Annotated in this window: 19 protein-coding genes; 7 read left to right on the plus strand and 12 right to left on the minus strand. The window is 34.9% G+C overall.

Features of this window, described 5'->3' with window-relative positions:
* Positions 1 to 66: 66 nt before the first annotated feature.
* On the minus strand, positions 67 to 1,767 hold the full coding sequence (gene ezrA, locus ACQKIM_RS20210; RefSeq protein WP_427547482.1) for a septation ring formation regulator EzrA: 1,701 nt from the start codon (positions 1,765 to 1,767) through the stop codon (positions 67 to 69).
* A gap of 232 nt (positions 1,768 to 1,999) precedes the next feature.
* Between ezrA and hisJ the strand changes: the two genes are divergently transcribed.
* On the plus strand, positions 2,000 to 2,794 hold the full coding sequence (gene hisJ / locus ACQKIM_RS20215) for a histidinol-phosphatase HisJ (RefSeq protein WP_427547485.1): 795 nt from the start codon (positions 2,000 to 2,002) through the stop codon (positions 2,792 to 2,794).
* 24 nt (positions 2,795 to 2,818) lie between these two features.
* Positions 2,819 to 3,298 carry a GAF domain-containing protein gene (locus tag ACQKIM_RS20220; RefSeq protein ID WP_427547488.1) on the plus strand — a complete coding sequence of 160 codons (480 nt, stop codon included), beginning with the start codon at positions 2,819 to 2,821 and terminating at the stop codon, positions 3,296 to 3,298.
* Positions 3,299 to 3,400: 102 nt separating this feature from the next.
* Here ACQKIM_RS20220 and ACQKIM_RS20225 read toward each other — a convergent pair whose 3' ends face one another.
* The gene (locus ACQKIM_RS20225) at positions 3,401 to 5,287 is read right to left on the minus strand and encodes a sensor domain-containing diguanylate cyclase (protein ID WP_427547491.1); all 1,887 of its coding nucleotides are present in this window, start codon (positions 5,285 to 5,287) and stop codon (positions 3,401 to 3,403) included.
* Positions 5,288 to 5,754: 467 nt separating this feature from the next.
* Between ACQKIM_RS20225 and rpsD the strand changes: the two genes are divergently transcribed.
* Complete coding sequence (gene rpsD, locus ACQKIM_RS20230; protein WP_427547494.1) at positions 5,755 to 6,357, plus strand: 30S ribosomal protein S4; 603 nt, start codon at positions 5,755 to 5,757, stop codon at positions 6,355 to 6,357.
* Positions 6,358 to 7,003: 646 nt separating this feature from the next.
* Here the strand turns inward: rpsD and ACQKIM_RS20235 are convergent.
* From ACQKIM_RS20235 to ACQKIM_RS20250, 4 genes are all read right to left on the minus strand, one after another.
* On the minus strand, positions 7,004 to 7,636 hold the full coding sequence (locus tag ACQKIM_RS20235) for a hypothetical protein (protein WP_427547497.1): 633 nt from the start codon (positions 7,634 to 7,636) through the stop codon (positions 7,004 to 7,006).
* Positions 7,637 to 7,717: 81 nt separating this feature from the next.
* Positions 7,718 to 8,260: a hypothetical protein gene (locus ACQKIM_RS20240; protein WP_427547499.1), complete on the minus strand. Its 543-nt coding sequence runs from the start codon at positions 8,258 to 8,260 to the stop codon at positions 7,718 to 7,720.
* A 267-nt stretch (positions 8,261 to 8,527) separates the two neighbouring features.
* Positions 8,528 to 9,157, minus strand: a complete 630-nt coding sequence (locus tag ACQKIM_RS20245; protein WP_427547501.1) for a helix-turn-helix domain-containing protein — start codon at positions 9,155 to 9,157, stop codon at positions 8,528 to 8,530.
* A gap of 32 nt (positions 9,158 to 9,189) precedes the next feature.
* Positions 9,190 to 9,420: a hypothetical protein gene (locus tag ACQKIM_RS20250; RefSeq protein WP_427547502.1), complete on the minus strand. Its 231-nt coding sequence runs from the start codon at positions 9,418 to 9,420 to the stop codon at positions 9,190 to 9,192.
* 194 nt (positions 9,421 to 9,614) lie between these two features.
* On the opposite strand from ACQKIM_RS20250, the gene ACQKIM_RS20255 reads away from it, so the two are divergent.
* Positions 9,615 to 9,827: a hypothetical protein gene (locus ACQKIM_RS20255; protein WP_427547504.1), complete on the plus strand. Its 213-nt coding sequence runs from the start codon at positions 9,615 to 9,617 to the stop codon at positions 9,825 to 9,827.
* Between the two features lie 814 nt (positions 9,828 to 10,641).
* Positions 10,642 to 11,532 (plus strand): hypothetical protein, encoded by an 891-nt coding sequence (locus tag ACQKIM_RS20260; protein ID WP_427547505.1) that lies wholly within the window; start codon positions 10,642 to 10,644, stop codon positions 11,530 to 11,532.
* A 77-nt stretch (positions 11,533 to 11,609) separates the two neighbouring features.
* Here the strand turns inward: ACQKIM_RS20260 and ACQKIM_RS20265 are convergent, their stop codons facing one another.
* Both ACQKIM_RS20265 and ACQKIM_RS20270 read right to left on the minus strand, forming a co-directional pair.
* On the minus strand, positions 11,610 to 12,851 hold the full coding sequence (locus tag ACQKIM_RS20265) for an ISL3 family transposase (RefSeq protein ID WP_427547507.1): 1,242 nt from the start codon (positions 12,849 to 12,851) through the stop codon (positions 11,610 to 11,612).
* Between the two features lie 192 nt (positions 12,852 to 13,043).
* Positions 13,044 to 13,853, minus strand: coding sequence for a hypothetical protein (locus ACQKIM_RS20270; protein ID WP_427547509.1), 810 nt, complete (start codon positions 13,851 to 13,853; stop codon positions 13,044 to 13,046).
* A gap of 217 nt (positions 13,854 to 14,070) precedes the next feature.
* On the opposite strand from ACQKIM_RS20270, the gene ACQKIM_RS20275 reads away from it, so the two are divergent.
* Both ACQKIM_RS20275 and ACQKIM_RS20280 read left to right on the plus strand, forming a co-directional pair.
* A complete protein-coding gene (locus ACQKIM_RS20275; protein ID WP_427547510.1) occupies positions 14,071 to 14,307 on the plus strand; it encodes a hypothetical protein in 237 nt (78 codons plus the stop codon).
* Positions 14,307 to 14,651, plus strand: a complete 345-nt coding sequence (locus ACQKIM_RS20280) for a hypothetical protein (protein WP_427547511.1) — start codon at positions 14,307 to 14,309, stop codon at positions 14,649 to 14,651. Before ACQKIM_RS20275 ends, ACQKIM_RS20280 begins: the two co-directional genes overlap by 1 nt.
* A gap of 312 nt (positions 14,652 to 14,963) precedes the next feature.
* On the opposite strand, the gene ACQKIM_RS20285 is transcribed toward ACQKIM_RS20280, so the two are convergent.
* From ACQKIM_RS20285 to ACQKIM_RS20300, 4 genes are all read right to left on the minus strand, one after another.
* On the minus strand, positions 14,964 to 15,362 hold the full coding sequence (locus ACQKIM_RS20285; RefSeq protein WP_427547513.1) for a hypothetical protein: 399 nt from the start codon (positions 15,360 to 15,362) through the stop codon (positions 14,964 to 14,966).
* 269 nt (positions 15,363 to 15,631) lie between these two features.
* Positions 15,632 to 16,879: a Vps62-related protein gene (locus ACQKIM_RS20290; RefSeq protein ID WP_427547515.1), complete on the minus strand. Its 1,248-nt coding sequence runs from the start codon at positions 16,877 to 16,879 to the stop codon at positions 15,632 to 15,634.
* Between the two features lie 167 nt (positions 16,880 to 17,046).
* Positions 17,047 to 17,916 carry a CPBP family glutamic-type intramembrane protease gene (locus ACQKIM_RS20295; RefSeq protein ID WP_427547517.1) on the minus strand — a complete coding sequence of 290 codons (870 nt, stop codon included), beginning with the start codon at positions 17,914 to 17,916 and terminating at the stop codon, positions 17,047 to 17,049.
* A gap of 2 nt (positions 17,917 to 17,918) precedes the next feature.
* Entirely contained in the window at positions 17,919 to 18,506 is a 588-nt protein-coding gene (locus tag ACQKIM_RS20300; protein ID WP_427547519.1) for a TetR/AcrR family transcriptional regulator, read from the minus strand.
* Positions 18,507 to 18,618 lie beyond the last annotated feature (112 nt).

Below are 18,618 nucleotides of genomic sequence, written 5' to 3' on the forward strand. Positions count from 1 at the left end.
CAATATAATAAGGCTGCCTAAAAGTTAATTTTTAGACAGCCTATAGCCTTTATTCATTTCATATAATTATTTTGATATAGTTTGCTCAGTAACCATTGTTTGAATTCGTTTTAAAGCTCCAGGCTCCATCTCTTCGACCGCAGTTCCGGCTTCTTCCAACGCCTTGGAGTATCGGAATTGATGGAAAGCTACTTCCGCCTCTTTTAAACGAGCATTTAATTTAGGATTTGTTGCACGATGGCGATTACCATACTGAATAATTCGTTCTATCAGCATGACATTTTCAATCAATTCGTGTGCCTTTGCTTTTACATCCTCCACACAAAGGGTTGCAGCAGTTAAATTATTATGTACTGTTCCCATATTAAGAGGCACTTCTTGTAAGCTTTGCATCACTACATAAATATGCTCTGCAGCCTCATCTAAACGCGCATCCATCTCATCTGGTATACCCGGAATATTGGCCTTATTTAAAAGTCGATCCGTCTCTTGCAATGCTTTCTTTAGGCTTTCTACTTGCGTACGTGCCTTATTCTCATCAATACGAAGTTTTTTCATCGTATTTGATAAATGCCCTTGTTCCTCGTGAATACGTTCAAGCTCGTCGCTAATTTCAATTAACTCCTCCTGCAAGCTTGAGTAAGCAGACTTTTCCTCTGTCACACGCATTGCCAATAAATCATAACGTCGCTGCAATGCCTCTAATTGCTTTAAAGCTGTTTTAGGAATTTCTGCATCTTTTTCATTTAAATGATAGCTTTGTTGCACATAAGTCGCTTCATCACTAACCAATCTTGTAGAAGTTATAACATTGGTAATTGAACTTAGTAAACGATCACAATTTTGGTCAACGTAGTTTTTAGCTATAACCTCTTTTTCAAGCAAATCATAATATTTATCAATTTCTTCATTTATTTCAGCAACACGTGGCTTCACAACTGTCAAGTTAAGATCTGCCAGCTCATTTTTTAATGTTTTAAATTCTTCATCGAACTTATTCAACGTCTCTGCTAGCTCTAAATGCTGTAAATAATAGGACTGGTCCTCCATTTCGCGCTGACCACTACGCAATTCCTGTACAGCTCCAGGTAGCTTGACTTGCAGCTCTGTTAAAATTGTTGGTACATCATTGATATAGTCGAATGTTTGTTGTGATTCATGGTTTAGGCTGATTACAATCTCTCTTGCCTGCAAATAATTCCCTTCGCTTGTGAGCACATCAAATTCTTCAAACTTTTGAACAAATGTCTCCAGTCTTTTTTCTAATGCTGGTAAAGCTACACCAAATGAATGTTGATGGGCTAACAAGGTTTTTCGAGCCGAGCGATAATATTCTTTTAATTGTTCAATTTCTATACGATTTTTTTCTTCGCTGCCAATTAATTCATTTAATTCTTCTAAAATTTTATCTTTATCCTGTTCACACTTTTGAATATAATCTTCTATCTCACGTTCAATGAAGGTTGCTTTTTTAAAGCGCAGTCTGTTAATTTGGTCCTCTGCATCAAATAACAGCGAATCAATTTTTGTCATATGTACATCGATGACTTCATCCCAACTATTACGCCATCGTTCAAACATCTCTTCTGTTTCACCGTTCATGTTTAAAGATTTAACCTTCGAAATTTCTTCATTTATGGGATTGTTTTGTATTTGTAATTTTTCATTTTCAAGCTTTGCAATAATTGTTGTATGTTTTCGTCGCATCATAAATCCCACTATAGCTAAAATTAATAGTAGGATAACCGGAATGATGATATACTCCATCGTAAGCCTCCTATTCTACAATAAACGAATTGGCTATTTGTATTTATTATATACTATGTTTTCGCCTTTTGTACTAAAATTTAAGCGTTTTTCGGAAAAGTGTATGACAACGCTCAGGTATAATTGCGTCTGGATTTTTTCGAACTCGTTCGAAAAGCTCCTCTTCAAAATCCGTGACATCCGTCAGGGCTTCATCTTGGTAGATTTTAAAAGCAAAGGAAGTGGTAATTTTATGAAACGCGATGGACATATTCATAGTCCTTATTGTCCACATGGTACTACTGATACATTTAAGCAATATATTGAAAAAGCAATTGCTAATTGCTTCACTGATATTACGTTTACAGAGCATGCACCTTTACCATCTAGTTTTATTGACCCTACGCCAGAGCAAGATAGTGGTATGAATCCAGAATTGCTAATGTCTTATTTCGAAGATTTACAGAGCCTTCAACAGCAATATGCACGAGACATTCGTCTTCATATTGGATTAGAGGTTGACTATATTCAGGGCTTTGAACAAGAAACACGTGAATTTTTAGATACATATGGACACTATTTAAATGACTCTATTTTATCAGTCCACTTTTTATCATGGCAAAATACCTTTGAATGTATCGACTATTCTCCAGAAAGCTTTATCAATTTTTCTAAAAAAGTGGGCTCTGTTGAACAGGTTTATCATTTATATTATGATACAGTTCTACAATCCATTAAAGCAGATTTAGGAAAGTATAAACCTAAGCGTATTGGACATCCCTCACTTGTTCACAAGTTCCAACTAGCACATAAAGTGAAAGTTGATGATTCTGCGAGGATTCGAGAAGTTTTAGATTGTATGAAGCAAGATGGTTATGCGCTAGATGTCAATAGTGCTGGTTTAAGTAAAACACATTGTCAGGAACCTTATCCACCATTTGCCTTTATTGATTATAGTAAATCTATAGGATTGCCTGCTGTTTTTGGTTCAGATGCGCACAGTGCCAATGATTTACATCAACACTACCATGTTATATTTCCAAAATAAATTACTTTTAAACGAGGTGCTATTATGTTTACAAAAATTCATTATGACGGACCCATCGTAGAACAATATCATTCATTGACTAAACAATTGGATGCCCTACTTACAGGAGAATCAGATCGCATTGCAAATTTAAGCAACGCCTCCGCACTATTAAATCAATTTTTAACAAACATTAACTGGGTTGGCTTTTATATCTTACATGGAGAAGAGTTAGTGTTAGGTCCATTCCAAGGCTTACCTGCCTGCGTTAGAATCCCAACTGGTCGTGGTGTTTGCGGAACGGCTGTAGCTCAAAAAGAAACAATCGTTGTGAAAGATGTACACCAATTCCCAGGACATATTGCCTGTGATGCTGCATCACAATCAGAAATCGTTATCCCTTTGATAAAAAACGGTGAGGTGATAGGTGTTCTTGACATCGACAGTCCAGTTGTTAATCGATTTTCTCAAGAAGATCAAGACGGATTGGAGCTATTCGTAAATACGCTACTATTACATTTATAAAAAAATCAATTACTCCCCAGCATAATTGCGTCTAGATCTGCTGAAATCAAGATAAAAATTGCCCTGAAATGGTTTAACAATTGTCATTTCAGGGCAATTCATTTATATAGAGGTTTTTATAGATTCGCGGTCATGAATACAGAAGCGATTCTTGCCATTGTTTTTTGCTTGATATAATGCTGTATCAGCATGTAAAAATACAGATTGAAACGCTGGGCGATACTGTTCATCCCAAGTAATAAGACCTGCTGAAATGGTCACTTGCGGATCTGTTGCTTTTGGAATGTCTGCAACGATTGTTGCTGTCAATTCTATGGCTTCTTTTTCATTAATATCTGGCACGTATACAGACATTTCTTCTCCACCCCAGCGTGCACAAATACCTCGAGTACCAATCGTTTCTTTTAATTGTACGGCAATTTGTATAAGGATCTTATCACCAATTTGATGACCATACGTATCATTAACACGTTTGAAATTATCAATATCAATAAGCAAGAACATTCCTGATTTATCGTTCATAAGTGATTTTTCAACATACTGATCTAAATAACTTCTTGCATATAATTTTGTCAGATGATCCAAATCTACCATTTCCTGAAGTTGGTTTCGTAAAATTGAGTTTGCAATTGCTAAAGACGAGTGATGAATTAAGGATTGCATTAATTTAAAGCTGTCAAATGAAAAGAAATAAGGCTCTTTGTGCAACACAATACTAAAGCCATTTATTTTTTCCTCCATTAAAATTGGGATTGCCATAATTGAGCGATATTCAATTTGATTAGGGGTTAATCTGCTAAAATCAGCAATAAATAATGGATCATTGGTATGCTCAAAATGTTGTTCAACATGTTTTATATAGATTTGACCCTCTTGTGAATTAAATAATGCTGTACTAGCACCGGTCACTTCAAAGGTGTCATTATTTTTAAATGCAAAACAGACTTCCATTGGCTGAAAAGATTTCATTAATTGTTTTTGTAGGAAAAGTAACATTTCATGAATGTCAATCCTCATATTTAATCGATGTGATGTTTCATTGATGAGTTGTAAGTCACTTACGAGGCGGTGCGATTGATGATATAATTTTGCATTTTCGAGTGCATTTCCCGATGCTTGTGCTAGCATACGCACAAAATCCTTTTCAGTCGTTGAAAAAAGATACGTTGTAGGTGCACTTACTTGTAATATGCCGTAAATTGCCTGTCTCCCTTTTATAGGAGCATTCAATAATCGACAATTCAAATCGCCTGCAAGTTCCGTTGTCAGTTCTCCTGACACAAAAGCCTCAATCGTTGCTGGTCTTTCAGATAAATAATCAAAAAGTTTAATCTCTATAGTCGTATGTCGGTCTTGATCATTCGATAAAATGAGCTCTACATTAAATTCCGGGAAATTATCCTTAATATTCTTCAAGACATTTTCCAAAATTAAATCAATATCCATCGTAGAATGGAATAAATCGGTCATATTATACAATTTTCTATACTGATCTTCATTCACTTTTACTTCTAGATTTTCTCTAATCATTTGTAAAACCTTCGTAAGCGTTTCCACACATTCTTCCCCGTAATCCGAGGTCATAAAGTCCGTCCAAGCATCTGATGCCTCCACGAGTAACACCCCGATTGGATTTTTGCCATCTGCTTGAAAAAGCACCATATCTGTCATCATCGTATAGGCTTCTTTTTCTTTTAATATATAAGGAATTTTCACCACTTTTTGTTGATAAAAGCCAGCTTCAATCATTAACCATGACACAGCATTTAGTTTCGTTTCAATCGTCAAAGCAGCCATTTCTTCGACAGGTATTAAGGAGTTCCCCTCGAAACTGAGAAAAGCAGCATTAGCAATTTTCAAGTGCTTCTTTAGACACTGTTTTAATGAATAAAAATACTCATTAAAACCGGCTTGTTCTTCCTTCGAACTCACCCAAAAGCTCAAAACATCTGATTTTATATATTTTAGCGTTTGTAAATGGTCTGTCATGAAATCACCTTTTCTATATAACGTCCAAATCAATTACTATTAACTTATAATATATTATACATAATTTGTGTCATTTTGACTATGTAATTCTGTTTTACTTTTACATTTTACATTTCTCACCGTATCTTTAACTATTTCGAGATAGTGTAAAATGTATAGAGAGGAATTTTCTACTATAGACCATTTCTAAAAATTGTTCGTCTAATATTTGACGTCGATGCAATAAGCAGTTACAATGTATGTTGTGTAAAATAAACGCAGCAGTGGTATAAGCTTATACCTGTATTTTATTCCTCTATTGAGTGTCAAATAACTTCTTAGTTCAAATAACAACAAATAGATGGTGTATTGTGTAACCTAACGGCTGCATAGGCGAAAATACATGAAAATAAAATGCATATAAGAATGGGTACTACTGGTTTTTGTTTTACAACAAAAAAACCAAATTTAAAGGAGGAGACAACAATATGTCTCGTTATACAGGTCCATCTTGGAAATTATCACGTCGTCTTGGTATCTCACTAAGCGGTACAGGTAAAGAAATCGAAAAACGCCCTTACGCACCAGGCCAACACGGTCCTAACCAACGTAAAAAATTATCTGAATACGGTTTACAACTTCAAGAGAAGCAAAAACTTCGTCACATGTACGGCATGAACGAACGTCAATTCCGTACTCTATTTGACCGCGCTGGTAAAATGAAAGGTGTACACGGTGAAAACTTCATGGTTCTTCTTGAAACTCGCCTTGATAACCTTGTTTACCGTTTAGGTCTATCTCGCACTCGTCGTGGTGCACGTCAATTAGTTAACCACGGTCATATCTTAGTAGATGGCAAACGTGTAGATATCCCATCATACAGCGTGAAACCAGGTCAATCGATTTCTCTTCGTGAAAAATCTCAAAACCTTGCTGTAGTAACAGAAGCAATCGAAGTAAACAACTTCGTGCCAGATTACTTATCATTTGATGCAGACAAAAAAGAAGGTACATTCACTCGCCTTCCAGAACGTTCTGAATTATCAGCTGAAATCAACGAAGCATTCATCGTAGAGTTCTACTCTCGTTAATTAAATTGCTCTGCAAAGAGTAGTTTAAAAAACCCTAGAAAGCCTTTTATAACAAGGTTCTCTAGGGTTTTTTCTTTTATCGTACCTTGCATTAAAACGCATTAAAATTCTTTTCGCTAGGGTTTGATTAGGGTTGAACCCTAACTATAAAAATAAGCTTGGCGGCGCTTGTATAGAAATGTGTGAGTTATTTAGATTGAGGCTAATGCTTCAATCTTTTTTATTTGTCCTTTAGGGAGACAAGACCAAATTGAGCTGGATCCAAATTTGGATTTTGTTCCAATATAAAAGTCCTCCGCAATAAGCTGCGGAAGGCAAATTCTCAAGCGTTTGGGATTTTAGACCACAAAAGTGTAACTCTTCTATAGCATTGATAAGTGTCTTCTATGAAATAGTTGCCCACACTTTTGCGGTCATCTCTAATTTTCATTTGAGGTCGGCGCAAATTTGCGCTCACCCCCTACTTACTCATTTGAGGACTGGGGTAAATTCCCCTCACTTAAATTATTAACCTCACTGTAATATTCTTTTTGTACTAATCACTAAATCTAAAGACAAATAATGATAGGCTGAATTTTCAGCTCATCTAAATTTCCGATAATCATACGAAGACACCCACACTAATTATTGTGGATGCCCTCGCCATCTATTTAACAATATGCAAATGCTGTTTCTTGTTAAGCTTCAACTTGATAGGCTTACCATGCCTTACATACATAACCTCATCTTTGCCGTTTCTGAACGTATTCTCGGTCTTAATGCCCTGTTGAGCCATAAACTCTTCCATTAAGTCTAAATGACCGTCAAAACGCCTCATAGCACTCATGGCTATCACACCTTGTACAGCAAAATCTGATATATCATCATTCATATATTCCATGATTAGTTTCAGGATGTTTTCACCTATCTTTTCATGTGGCTCTAGCCCTAATTCGTTGATGGCTTCCAGTGTCGAATAGTAGTCTTTCATTTCATATTTAGCACCGTTAAATATCTTCTCAATTGGGAATAGATTCATAAACTCATGCAGCGTTAAGAGACTCATGATGCCCTGTAAGCCTGATATAAACTCAAAACAAGTATTAGCTTCATCTGCAGTAATTATTTTCGGGTATGTGCCAACTGCTTTCACCCCATAGTACACAATCTTTGGAATGTGCTTTGATTGGTCAGCCCCTTCCTCTGTCGGACATGCTTTTAATGAACGAATGTAGGCTTTTATATAAATTCTATGTTTATTCATTTCTTCTATTGATTGTGTTTCTGGTGCGTATTGCATGCTTCATCACTCCTGTTTGTATGATTAAAAGTAATAAGTAGCCACAATAATAGTTGAAGCTGCTCGTTGTTTTTGATATAGTCAATTTGCGATATTTTTACTAGTCACTGTTCCAGCAGTGGCTTTTTTGTTTTCCTCGCTTTTATCCACAACTTTCGCTACCGTTTCAGTAATATACGTTAACACTTCCTCAAAGCTTTCAGGTTCTCTACCAAATTCTTTAGTGAATGTTTTTATGTTGCCTTCCATGGCAACAGCGTTCCAACCTTCCTTACTGTTGATATCAAGTTTAGTATCTTCCACAGCGGATTGCTCTGATTCACTTTTAATTACCGTCTCATATAATTCTTGTGCATGAATGTTAAGGGTATTGACTTCTTCTGCAATATTTTTGAATAACGGATAAAACGCCATATTAATCAAACGTACAGTATCTTGAATTTCTAGAATGGATAAGCATGCCATGCCATGATCCTCATGCCAACGTTTTTCAGTGATTTCATCAATTCTATTCATCAAATTAGCTACCGCCTGTTGTACAGCTCGTAAATCAATCATTTGTACAAATAAGCTATCTACATTGCTGCTGTATTCATATGTGACTGTTCTTAATGTTTCTTGCATTCCGATTCCCTTCTTTCAATCATTATTTGTTTGCTACTGCATGTAATAGTAATTGTTTATTGTGGTCTGACATGACACACCATTCTTTAGCTGTTACTTTCATGTGTCCTCACTTCCTTCATATTAAAATACGATTGTTGGTCCATCTCATTCAGTTAGCCAGTTATAGAAACGCACTGGATACTCATTTACATGCTTTTGAACTAACTTTGGTGTATGTCTATCTCTACGTTGTAATGCCTTCTTATGAGCCCCTATGAATATGGCTCATATTGTTTTAGTGACCGTCAGCACACCATCTTTAATATCATTGACCATCTTAAAAATGATGTTTTTTGCCTTTATGAATTCTTGAATGCTGCTTACATTAGATGCTAGTACCACTTTATGCAGATCATCCTTAAAGTTATCCGGAAGAGGTAACGAATACATAAAGTCATATAACATCACTTGATAATCATTCATAAATTCTTTGCATGCTTCCCTATCAGCATGAACCTGATTGTAGACTTCTTGTAATGGAACAACCTCAAAAGGTTCATAATGGCTTTCACATGATTCAGATTGAACAGGTAAAATAATATAGATGTTTGCGCCTCTACCTCCCTTTTCCTTAGTAGTTGTTTGTTTCTTGATAATGCCCAGTGATTCTAATTTCTTGATAGCCCGATAAACGGTTTTAGTACTGATCTCTAATGCCTCAGCAATTGTGGAAGCTTTCAGGTGACTAACGCCTACCCATCTTTTATCAACGCTATGACGTGCGAGTTTACGAACGATGGCACGCTCTGATTCTGTCAAATCATAAAAGTGAGCCACAATATGGTCTTCCACACTCTCATCCATATCAGTTATTGATTCAAATGTTGTATATTGTGCTAAGTATTCAAATGCCATCGTTTTCACCTCTCTTTCTATCACCAAATAAATTAATAAACTACATGTACAGAACCATCTTCACCAATTTGAACCGGTTGCCCATCAACATCATCAAAATAAATATAACCACCCCAGTAGCCATCGAATTGTCTTTCTCTACTTCCCAAGTTATAACGATCCCCATAGCGCTTTTGAAAATAAGCTCGAGCCTCAGCTACATTTGAGAAGTGAGGAAAATTCGCTTCATCTTCTCTTGAAATTACAAAACCAAAGTATGTCATTTGTTCTCACCTCACTTTCCTGCAGCATGTCGGTTATATCTAGTCCATTCACCGACTAACCTTTGATGGTTTTTATTCGTTATAGTGTAATTTTAAATCATAACGAATAGAATAACAAGTGTTTTTATTCACTAAAGTTTAAAACTATTTATTTAAGTGTGTAATGATGTTAAAATATAATAGGGAGGTTGATTATGGAGATTAAAAGTGAAGTGAAAAGTAAACTTGCTGCCGCTGGTTTCACCTTGACGCAAGTTGTTGAAAAAATGAATGAAGGACTTCCAACAGATAAACAGACCACAGTGCAAAATATCTCAAATAAGCTCACTAGGGGAACTATAAAATACAGTGAAGTAAAAGAGATTGCTGAAATTATTGGTATGGAGATCGAATGGAAAAAAATTTAACATCCGCAACAAAAAACACTCTCGGCTTATGCAGCTGAAAGTGTTTTTCTTTTGTCCATAAAAAAAGCAACCACATTTCTGCAGCTGCTTAAATATATATTAATTATTAAGAGCATGTTTTAAAAGATTAAAAGAATAAATGATTAAGATTCGAAATTTATAGGTTCATGCTTACTCCCACAATGGTTCGCAGTATTTCAACGGTAGGACATTGCAGTGGGACATCAATAACCACATTAACAAATAAGACCACCCTCACAAGAACGTTTGTTTGCATTATTTTAGTACAAAGAAAATGAAAAGGTCCAGTCAAGCCTTCTCCTTGTTGACAAATTTCCTTTCTTATAATTCAACAATCAATGTGATATAAGGATTAAGACACAAAATGGTTAGTGAGGTGTACCCATAGTTAAATAAAGTAAAATAAGTTAAAATAATAAATTATATCAATATTAAATTTTGCTAATTTCCATAAATATGTTATATTGGTAATTATTTGGATGTTGCGTAAGGGGGGTAAGGTTTTATGATTGAGGAAAAAATAAAAAAATTACAAATACCATCCACTATTATTTTGGTTTTACTGGGCTTTTGTATGGCACTTAGTAACAATATATTACTATTTCCATTTTTTCTGATTTTACTTTCTCTATGCTTATTTCTGATTAGCTTGCGATTATATTTTAAAAAATATAATCCGATTCTTCGCTCATTTATTTTAATCATTTGTCTTATTACTATAATCATTTGTTGTTTTCTGATTATAATAGCATTCCAAAATATTTTTGAATAATTGAAAAAGGAGATTATACCAATGAAAATTGCAAAAAAAATATTATTTTTATTAACTTTAATTGCAACATTTACACTTACACTTTATTCTGAAAATTCATCTGCTGCAAGTTTAGATCAAAAAGATGAAATTAATACTATTAAAAACTATATAGAAAATTCTGTTGATGAATTAAATTACAAGTTTAATGAATTAAAATCACATCAGAATGTTACTTTAGAAGAAATTCAAAATTTGATTGATTCACATTATAAAGAAAATCCCGCTCCGGAAGTAATGTTGATGTCTAATTCACTTGATATTCAAGATATATTTCCAGAACTAACAAAAGAAAATAATAAAGCACATGAAGAAAGTGAAGGGAATTTAGGAATTTTTATTAATTCGCAAAAAGAAACTAACGAATTAGGCACTGTCTTTACTTTTAAATATGATAACTCAGATTCAGATTATATTGATGTTTATCTAGGTAAAACGGGTGATATTAGTATAATAGAATTTAAAACTGTTGGGCAAAGTCAGACAATCCAACCATTATATACACAACAATATACTCCAATAAAAAGAACAAAGGGTATCGCTTATAATGCTTTAGGTTATGAATTATTTGATCTTTGGGCAGAAGCAAGCTTTAAATACAACGGCTCAACTGTAGCATCGGAAAATCTTGATGGTAGTTATAAAAGATACGCTGCAGGCGGTACTTTAAATCTTATTCCTGAAGCAATGCCAAAAACAAGAACAGTTAGCTTACAGGGATATAAATATGCTGAAGTTTATTCACGTTTAAGATATCAAGGTGGTATCGGTATTCAATGGGCTCAATGGACTATTAAAGAGGCCTTATTAGAAGCGATGCTTGGCTGTACAGTCGATGGCAGTGTTTATGGCGGATTACGAGTTGTTGAATAAATGAATTTTTTATTTAATCAGAGGACAAATAAAATTTTGTCCTCTTTTATTGGCTCTTCACCAAAACATGTGCTTGACTAAGAGCCATACTGAATCCATTCGGCATTGCATTCTAGTAAAATTGTCTCTTTATAATGCTGCGGATTGCGCGTGAAAAAATGGCGTCTTTGCAGCGCTTTAATGAGATTATTTTTCCCTTCTACTGCCGCATTAGTAAAGCGTAATTGATGATAATTACAGATCTCTTCTTGCCAATTGCGCATCGTTAACAGACAGGATTCCACGGCTGGATGCTTGATTGTAGTACCTTGCGCCAGCCAACGTCCAAAGCCTTTTTTCGCCAGTTCATACGTGGAGCTACAGTCGTACCATTCGATAAAGGCTTCTTTCCAACTGTAGACTTGATGCAGGATTTCGGCGTATTGAAGCAGTCGGTGTAGGATATTTTTTTCATCATTCTTCAATTGATCACGTCGTTTTCCAAGAATTCGGAAGTGTTGCTTAAGGTCCTTTTTGGAAAAGGGTGTTAGCTGCTTTTGAACGGATTTTCGTACTGCTTGAAGCGCTTCAGTTACGTAACGATTGACATGATAACGATCGGCAATACGAATCGCTGCAGGATACATCTTTTTCGCAAACGTATGATATGCCTTTGCCAAATCCATGACAATCGCGACAGGCTTCAGCGCACAAAGAGTAGATTGTGTATTGAAATAGGCGTGTAATTCCTCGATTCTTCGTCCAGGAATAACATCTAAAAATGTGCCACCACGTAAATCGTGGAGACCCGTGTTATACGTATGCCCTTTACGAATGGCAAAATCATCAATGCCTAGCACGAGATTGTGACACGCCAATGCTTTTTTCTGACAAGTTTTTTGAACACGTGTGGCTTCCTCCATTTTCCATGAACGGACGATACGCGCAACGGTTGTAGCGGGTGTGTTTGCCACACGTGATGTATGCGTGATTGTAGCGCCGATTGCCTGCTTTGGCAGCGTGGCTTCAAATGCCTTTGTGTATCGTTTTTTCGGTGCCACACACTCATATGCCCACACAAAATGTGCAAAACAAGCTGTACATGACATACGAATGGCAGGTAAATTCAAATAAACAGGGCAACCAAACGCTTCGAGATGACGCACTTTTCGAACATAGCCGATTCCGCGACGAGTCGTATTTTCAAATGCACAAATGGGACAGGCCTGTTTAGATTTAATTGGCATGACATCAATGAAAATTTGGTGATTTATTTTAGTGGTTGCGATAATTTTTAGTTCTGGTAAATCCCATAAATCCTTGATAGAATGAGAGTGCATCTGTATACCTCGCTGCGTTGTTTGGTCGTACTCTCAACTCTAGCGGATACAGATGTTTTTTTGTATTCTTTTTTAGCAAGAACAGATTTTGGTGTTGAGCCCTTTTTAAAGTTAAATACTTTTTCAATCTCTCTTTGTTACTTACTTTGGATAAATACTTATGCTAACTTAGAAATAAAAACATTTGGCACCTTAATTCTCTAAAGCTTTTTCAATTACATGGCTTTGAGGTATGAAAAATGTTCTGTTGTACAACTCTGGTTCATTTAAATTCACCGCGTGATAGCTACCAATTTTAAAGCCTTCACTTTTTAGAACAGTTCCTGCTTTCAATTGACCAGCAATTCTTTGATAATAATCATTATTGTTGATCAGATATGGTTTTATATGCTGTACAGTATCCTTTGTTACAATAAATAATGTATCCTTATTAACAGGTTGAGGTTCTATTATTTGAATGTCTGTTGGATCAATTTTATTTCTTTCAATTCCGCCACCTACAAAACTAAGATCATAGGTATCGACAAGCTCTCCTTGTTCAATTTTAAAATCTCCCCATAAATTTAAATACGTGTAATAGGAATGTGTATGAGTCCCCAAACTATCATGTTCAATATAAAATGAGGTAAATGGTTTATTTCTATTTATCCACAAATATGCGGGGTTATCATAAAATTGTACACGCTGTTCAAACGGAATCGCTTTAAATACTGTTAAATTTGTTGCTTGTACACGATAACCAGAGCTCATCCAATAATACGTTTGCCCATTGTATTTTTCGATATTATATACGCGGAAGTAGTTTCCCTTTTTGACTAACATCGATTCAAACTGTCCATTGACGTTTTTCTTGTACACTTTCACATCTTTTGAAAACGTCATTTTCCCTGTTTGCCCTTTGACAATTTCTGCTCCTTCATACATCACTTTCGCTTCTGATTTTGTTGGATTTACTACCGCAAATACAAATGCTGTTAGTAACACAATAAATAATTTTTTCATTATTTCCCCCTACACAGTTTGTTTTTAGAAAGCAAAATATCTTAGTATTATTTACTATCAATCTATATTCTACCATTGACTCTATAATAATGTTAGCATGATTAACCTTAACATAATTTCACTAATCTACCATTCAAAGCAGTTTTCTAAATTAGGTCTGTTGGATGAATTGGAACAAACTATTACATTAATTTCAAATATAAAGAGATTGGAAGAAATGCGTAAAATTGTTCCACAAATTATTAAATATAGGGATGGAACTTTGGAGCGAAAAATGCCGACTTATGTTCTTCAAGAACACAGTTTTATTCCACATCATCTTATTGTTACAACAGAGGAATTGAAAGGCGAAGACATTTCAACGGTATTAAGCGAAATGAACAATATTCGAAGAAAAATATCAAAGCTTAAATTTAGCGATAGCCAAAATTTATTCTACGGAGGCGATAAATAATGACAACTTTAATTGAAAAGTACCACAAATTAATTAAGGACAGAGAACAAAACGAACATATCGGTTACTATTCAGTAAAAATTCGTCCAATTTCAGAAGCAGCAAAAATAAAATTTACGAAAGAGTTGACAGTAGAAAACGGAGGAGAACCTGGGAAAGGAAGGCTATTTAGCTTTAGTGAAATGACGAATGCAATCAAAGGTTTTAAATTAGAGGATTCACCAACGTTCACACGAAAGTTTGAAATTTTTTATAAGGAATACACAGACGAAAGTGAAAACAAAAGACACTATAAATCTTTGTTAGAAATTTCAGTATCAGAGGATTTTAGAAAAAGAGGTTGAATGATTGATAGTCATGAATATTCAATAGAAATTGGCGACTTTGTAGAGTATGAAAAAAAAAGAAAAATTAACCTTCTCTGATTTAAAATACTTTTCCCGTATACTTCCTCTATTTTTGTGCTAAGTCCCTTTCGTTGTAAATCTGTTCAAATTTTTCAAGTCCATAGGTATCAACTAAATATTTAGTAAATGAAGCTGAATGAGTATAGCTTATCCACATAAGGGTGTACCCTTTTTGATTTGTAAAGTCTGGGCGAAAATAGGAATCAGTCTCATTTGGATCTATCAACTTGCTAATTGGTATGAATTTGTTTACATCGAAAAATATTTCAAAAGCTTATGAGAATTTGAATTTTGTTTTCCATACTTATCTTCCATATAATTTGCAAAACCTTCTTGCATAAAATAGCCACTGCTTGTATCAAAGTTATTACCATAACCGAGTAAGGAATGTGTCATTTCATGGACAAGTGGATATTGGTCTCCCTCAATACCATATAGCTCAATTTTTGAGGCAAAGTCCCATGAAACTTGATTTCCTTCATTAAGAAATACACTTATTTTCTCTGATGGAACATATGTAGTATGAATGGAATTTTGAATTTCATCATAGGCAGTAAGGATTTCATCTTTTATTGATTCTACTTTCTCTTGTGGAATCTCAATGTTATTAATAATCTCAAAGGTTATTTTTCCATCAGGTGTGATCACAATATTTTTATCCTTTATTTCTAATTCTTTAGGAACAACCGTATCCTGTGTACAGGCTGTTAATAATAATATAATGATAAGAAAGAAGTCGCTAAGCCAAAATTTCCATTTTTAGTGAAAAAATCATATTAATTATATACAAAAAAGTAGTTAAATATTTATAAGATATTACTACATATAACAAAAAAGCCAAGAAAACACATTGAACTGCATCTCAAATGTATAACTGTTGAGATGCAGTTCAAAAATTTATCTTGGTTTTTTATTGCTTATTCAGTTAATTCATCTCGATGCTCTATGATTGAGGTTGTTAAATTCGGATATTGAGAAATCGCTACACTTGGAGTACTAAATATTAAGGATGCCCCAACCTGAGTCTCGTCTTCTCGAAACACCTTTATATTGTAAGAACTTGACCATATAGCAACAGCAGTTTTCGAAGCTACTGGTACTTCGCTAGATATTGTCTTTTCTGTGAAATCATTACTAATATGAGTCTCTTCAAAACCAAGTTCAATGTTAACTTTAAAGTTCACTTCTCCCCCGATTCCAAACAGCTCAAACCCGACTTTCTCTGATACCTCAATACCAGTTGTTTCTTTCAAGGTTATAGATTTTGAATTACTTATTCCTGATTTATACTCATACTTTAAAAGAGCTTTATCAGATGTTTCATTATCTTGAAACGCTATTAGCGTATAAAAACACTCACGTTTTAATATATAAAATGGGCTATTTTCTAATACCCAACTAATTGGATATTCTTTATCTACTATGCTAGTCATAGGTACAATTACTTCACGATCAATTACTGGTATTGTACTTTTACTTGGTGGATTTTTACTATCTAAAATCGGTGTAAGCGAAACATCTATTTTTATATATGGTAAAGGCAAACGTAGAACATTCGGAACTGTTTCTGGTTTAGTGTGACCATTAAAGCAAAAAACCGTTCCCGGAGCAAATAATCCTGTATTTTGATCATGCCATTCTTCTGGTGCCACAATTTGATAAATACTAAGATCTTCTTTTGCACCTGTGCCCCTATCATCATATATCCAATTACCCAATTTTCCAGAGTATGTTAAATCTTTTCTAACACACCTAACAGCTTCTAAAGAAGGTGGGTTCCAATTATTCGTAAATACATGTCCTAAAGCAACATACCCTTGTGGTGGGATTGGTTTCCAACATGCTCCGTCTAATTTCGCTCCAGATCCTTTATCACACCATATTCTTTCATACTTCAATGGAGGTTTTAATGCTTCCGTACCAGGTACTTCTTTTACTGTTATAACAGCCATTGTATTATCTACATTTGTATACTTACCAACTGCTACTGAACCTAGTGGATAAAAACCTTCCTCACATATTGGTTGATAAAATGTAACATCATATTTCCCTCCGCTACCCCTATCATCCCATTTTTTTTCGAATTTTCCTGTAATAGACATGATTAAATCGCCGTACCTTACTTCATTTTTTAAAAGAGATGCTTCTTTTTGTGTGATTTGCATATAATTACTCCTTTAAATTTAATGATCTAGCAAGAAATATTCAAAATTAGAAAATATTATGAAAGGACCCTAATCAGATATTATCAAAAAAATGTAAATAATACAATTAAATGTTTAAATAAATTTCATTATTTTTCCCATTTAAATTACATATCCTTGATCGTTAATTACTGTTTTGAAAATGTATCAATTATGGTTGATTTGGCTCCTAACCCGCTCCTTAATTTTTTTCGTTTCATCCGTAATAGCCATCCTACTATGAGATATAGACAAGTTGTTAAAATCCCTGCAGATGGAGAAACAAGAAATTCTTTTCCCTGAGCAATTTTGATATAGCCATCAAGAATAAGTGGATTTACAAGTGCATCCTCTGTCATATGCATAAGGACAAGCGGCCAAATACTCCTTGTCATTAAGTAAATTTCTGTGTACATCACTGTCCAACAAATCATCGTGACGATTCCTACTATTGTAAATAGCCATCTATTTACAGGAAGTACATTGATAATATCGCTTTCTGATAGAAACACGAGAAAATACGGGATATGCCAGGCTCCCCAAACACCTCCAACAATAAGATAGAGCCAAAAATCATTCAACTTTAAATTTGAAAGCTTACTCGTCAGATAGCCTCTCCATACTGACTCCTCGAAAAAGTTTTTAACGAATTGAATAAACAATCCACCAATGAACACAGATAATACAGTGTTTAGATGAAAGGCTGAAAAGTCCATCCAGCCAAATACATAACTAATTAATAGCACTACAGATGTAACAGCAGGATAAATGAAAAGAGCAATAACATACCATTTTAAATTGCCCTTGAAATTAGGCAATAAACCTATATCCTGCCAGCCATCTCCTGCAAAGGAACGTAACAGGATGGTTGCAAGCAGAGGAGAAATAAGCCAAATTCCCATACCAAGAGTATCTCCTTGAGGCTGCTCTGGAATCAATTTATCCACTAACACACCAAACCAACCACACAGTAACACAACAACAATAAAAATCATTATGTTTCTAAGAGATGTTTTCACCTTCAATCTACCTCCTTGTTTTCAAGTATCGAAAGAATCCATTTTGTATCAGGACAAGGTGTTTCTGGATGCAGCGCAATATATTGAGCGATTCCTTGTATAGAACACCAAAATGTCACAGCAAGGGCTTCTGCATTTCCTTCCTTTATTTCACCTAACAATTGCCCCTTTTCAATTAAAGGGATACTCCTTTTTATCAATTTGTCTGCTTCAGCAAGCATCCTCTTTAAGTCCTCTGGCAAATTTTCAAGATGCTGGGCATTTTCCATCAATACAAACATTTTTGCGGCTGATGGATTTGTGCAAATCATAGTAAATAACTCCTCAACAACTTTGTTGAACGTTTCCAATGGTGATTCATCAGCAAAGTGAAAATCCATTTTAAGCCGTTCACAGCCTATTCGAATAAGCTCTTCATAAAGTTTTTCCTTAGAGTCAAAATAATGAAAAAGCAATCCCATACTCATATCAGCAGCATTGGCAATATCAGCAACCTTCGTTTCCCCATATCCCTTCCGTATAAACAAATCCAATGCAGATTTTAAAATAACCGCCTTTCGTTGCTCCTTCTGTTCGTGTCGAATTGACATTATTAGCACCCCTTCATTAATCAGAACCACCAGTCTAACTGGTGGTTTGCTCTACGCGTGAAACGCTGGGGTACTGGCCCATGTCTAAAGACACACTGAAAGGTCCGCCAAC

Origin of the sequence: Lysinibacillus sp. NPDC047702 (assembly GCF_050272555.1) — a bacterium.
Classification (GTDB): domain Bacteria; phylum Bacillota; class Bacilli; order Bacillales_A; family Planococcaceae; genus Lysinibacillus.

Bases quoted from the DNA above. Each gene is read 5' to 3' on its own strand.
- ACQKIM_RS20235 (WP_427547497.1), bottom strand. From the start codon at position 7,636: ATGCAATACGCACCAGAAACACAATCAATAGAAGAAATGAATAAACAT.
- ACQKIM_RS20255 (WP_427547504.1), top strand. From the start codon at position 9,615: ATGGAGATTAAAAGTGAAGTGAAAAGTAAACTTGCTGCCGCTGGTTTC.
- ACQKIM_RS20270 (WP_427547509.1), bottom strand. From the start codon at position 13,853: ATGAAAAAATTATTTATTGTGTTACTAACAGCATTTGTATTTGCGGTA.
- ACQKIM_RS20250 (WP_427547502.1), bottom strand. From the start codon at position 9,420: ATGACATACTTTGGTTTTGTAATTTCAAGAGAAGATGAAGCGAATTTT.
- ACQKIM_RS20280 (WP_427547511.1), top strand. From the start codon at position 14,307: ATGACAACTTTAATTGAAAAGTACCACAAATTAATTAAGGACAGAGAA.
- ACQKIM_RS20220 (WP_427547488.1), top strand. From the start codon at position 2,819: ATGTTTACAAAAATTCATTATGACGGACCCATCGTAGAACAATATCAT.
- ACQKIM_RS20240 (WP_427547499.1), bottom strand. From the start codon at position 8,260: ATGCAAGAAACATTAAGAACAGTCACATATGAATACAGCAGCAATGTA.
- ACQKIM_RS20265 (WP_427547507.1), bottom strand. From the start codon at position 12,851: ATGCACTCTCATTCTATCAAGGATTTATGGGATTTACCAGAACTAAAA.
- hisJ (WP_427547485.1), top strand. From the start codon at position 2,000: ATGAAACGCGATGGACATATTCATAGTCCTTATTGTCCACATGGTACT.
- ezrA (WP_427547482.1), bottom strand. From the start codon at position 1,767: ATGGAGTATATCATCATTCCGGTTATCCTACTATTAATTTTAGCTATA.
- ACQKIM_RS20225 (WP_427547491.1), bottom strand. From the start codon at position 5,287: ATGACAGACCATTTACAAACGCTAAAATATATAAAATCAGATGTTTTG.
- ACQKIM_RS20260 (WP_427547505.1), top strand. From the start codon at position 10,642: ATGAAAATTGCAAAAAAAATATTATTTTTATTAACTTTAATTGCAACA.
- ACQKIM_RS20275 (WP_427547510.1), top strand. From the start codon at position 14,071: ATGCGTAAAATTGTTCCACAAATTATTAAATATAGGGATGGAACTTTG.
- ACQKIM_RS20290 (WP_427547515.1), bottom strand. From the start codon at position 16,879: ATGCAAATCACACAAAAAGAAGCATCTCTTTTAAAAAATGAAGTAAGG.
- ACQKIM_RS20245 (WP_427547501.1), bottom strand. From the start codon at position 9,157: ATGGCATTTGAATACTTAGCACAATATACAACATTTGAATCAATAACT.
- ACQKIM_RS20300 (WP_427547519.1), bottom strand. From the start codon at position 18,506: ATGTCAATTCGACACGAACAGAAGGAGCAACGAAAGGCGGTTATTTTA.
- rpsD (WP_427547494.1), top strand. From the start codon at position 5,755: ATGTCTCGTTATACAGGTCCATCTTGGAAATTATCACGTCGTCTTGGT.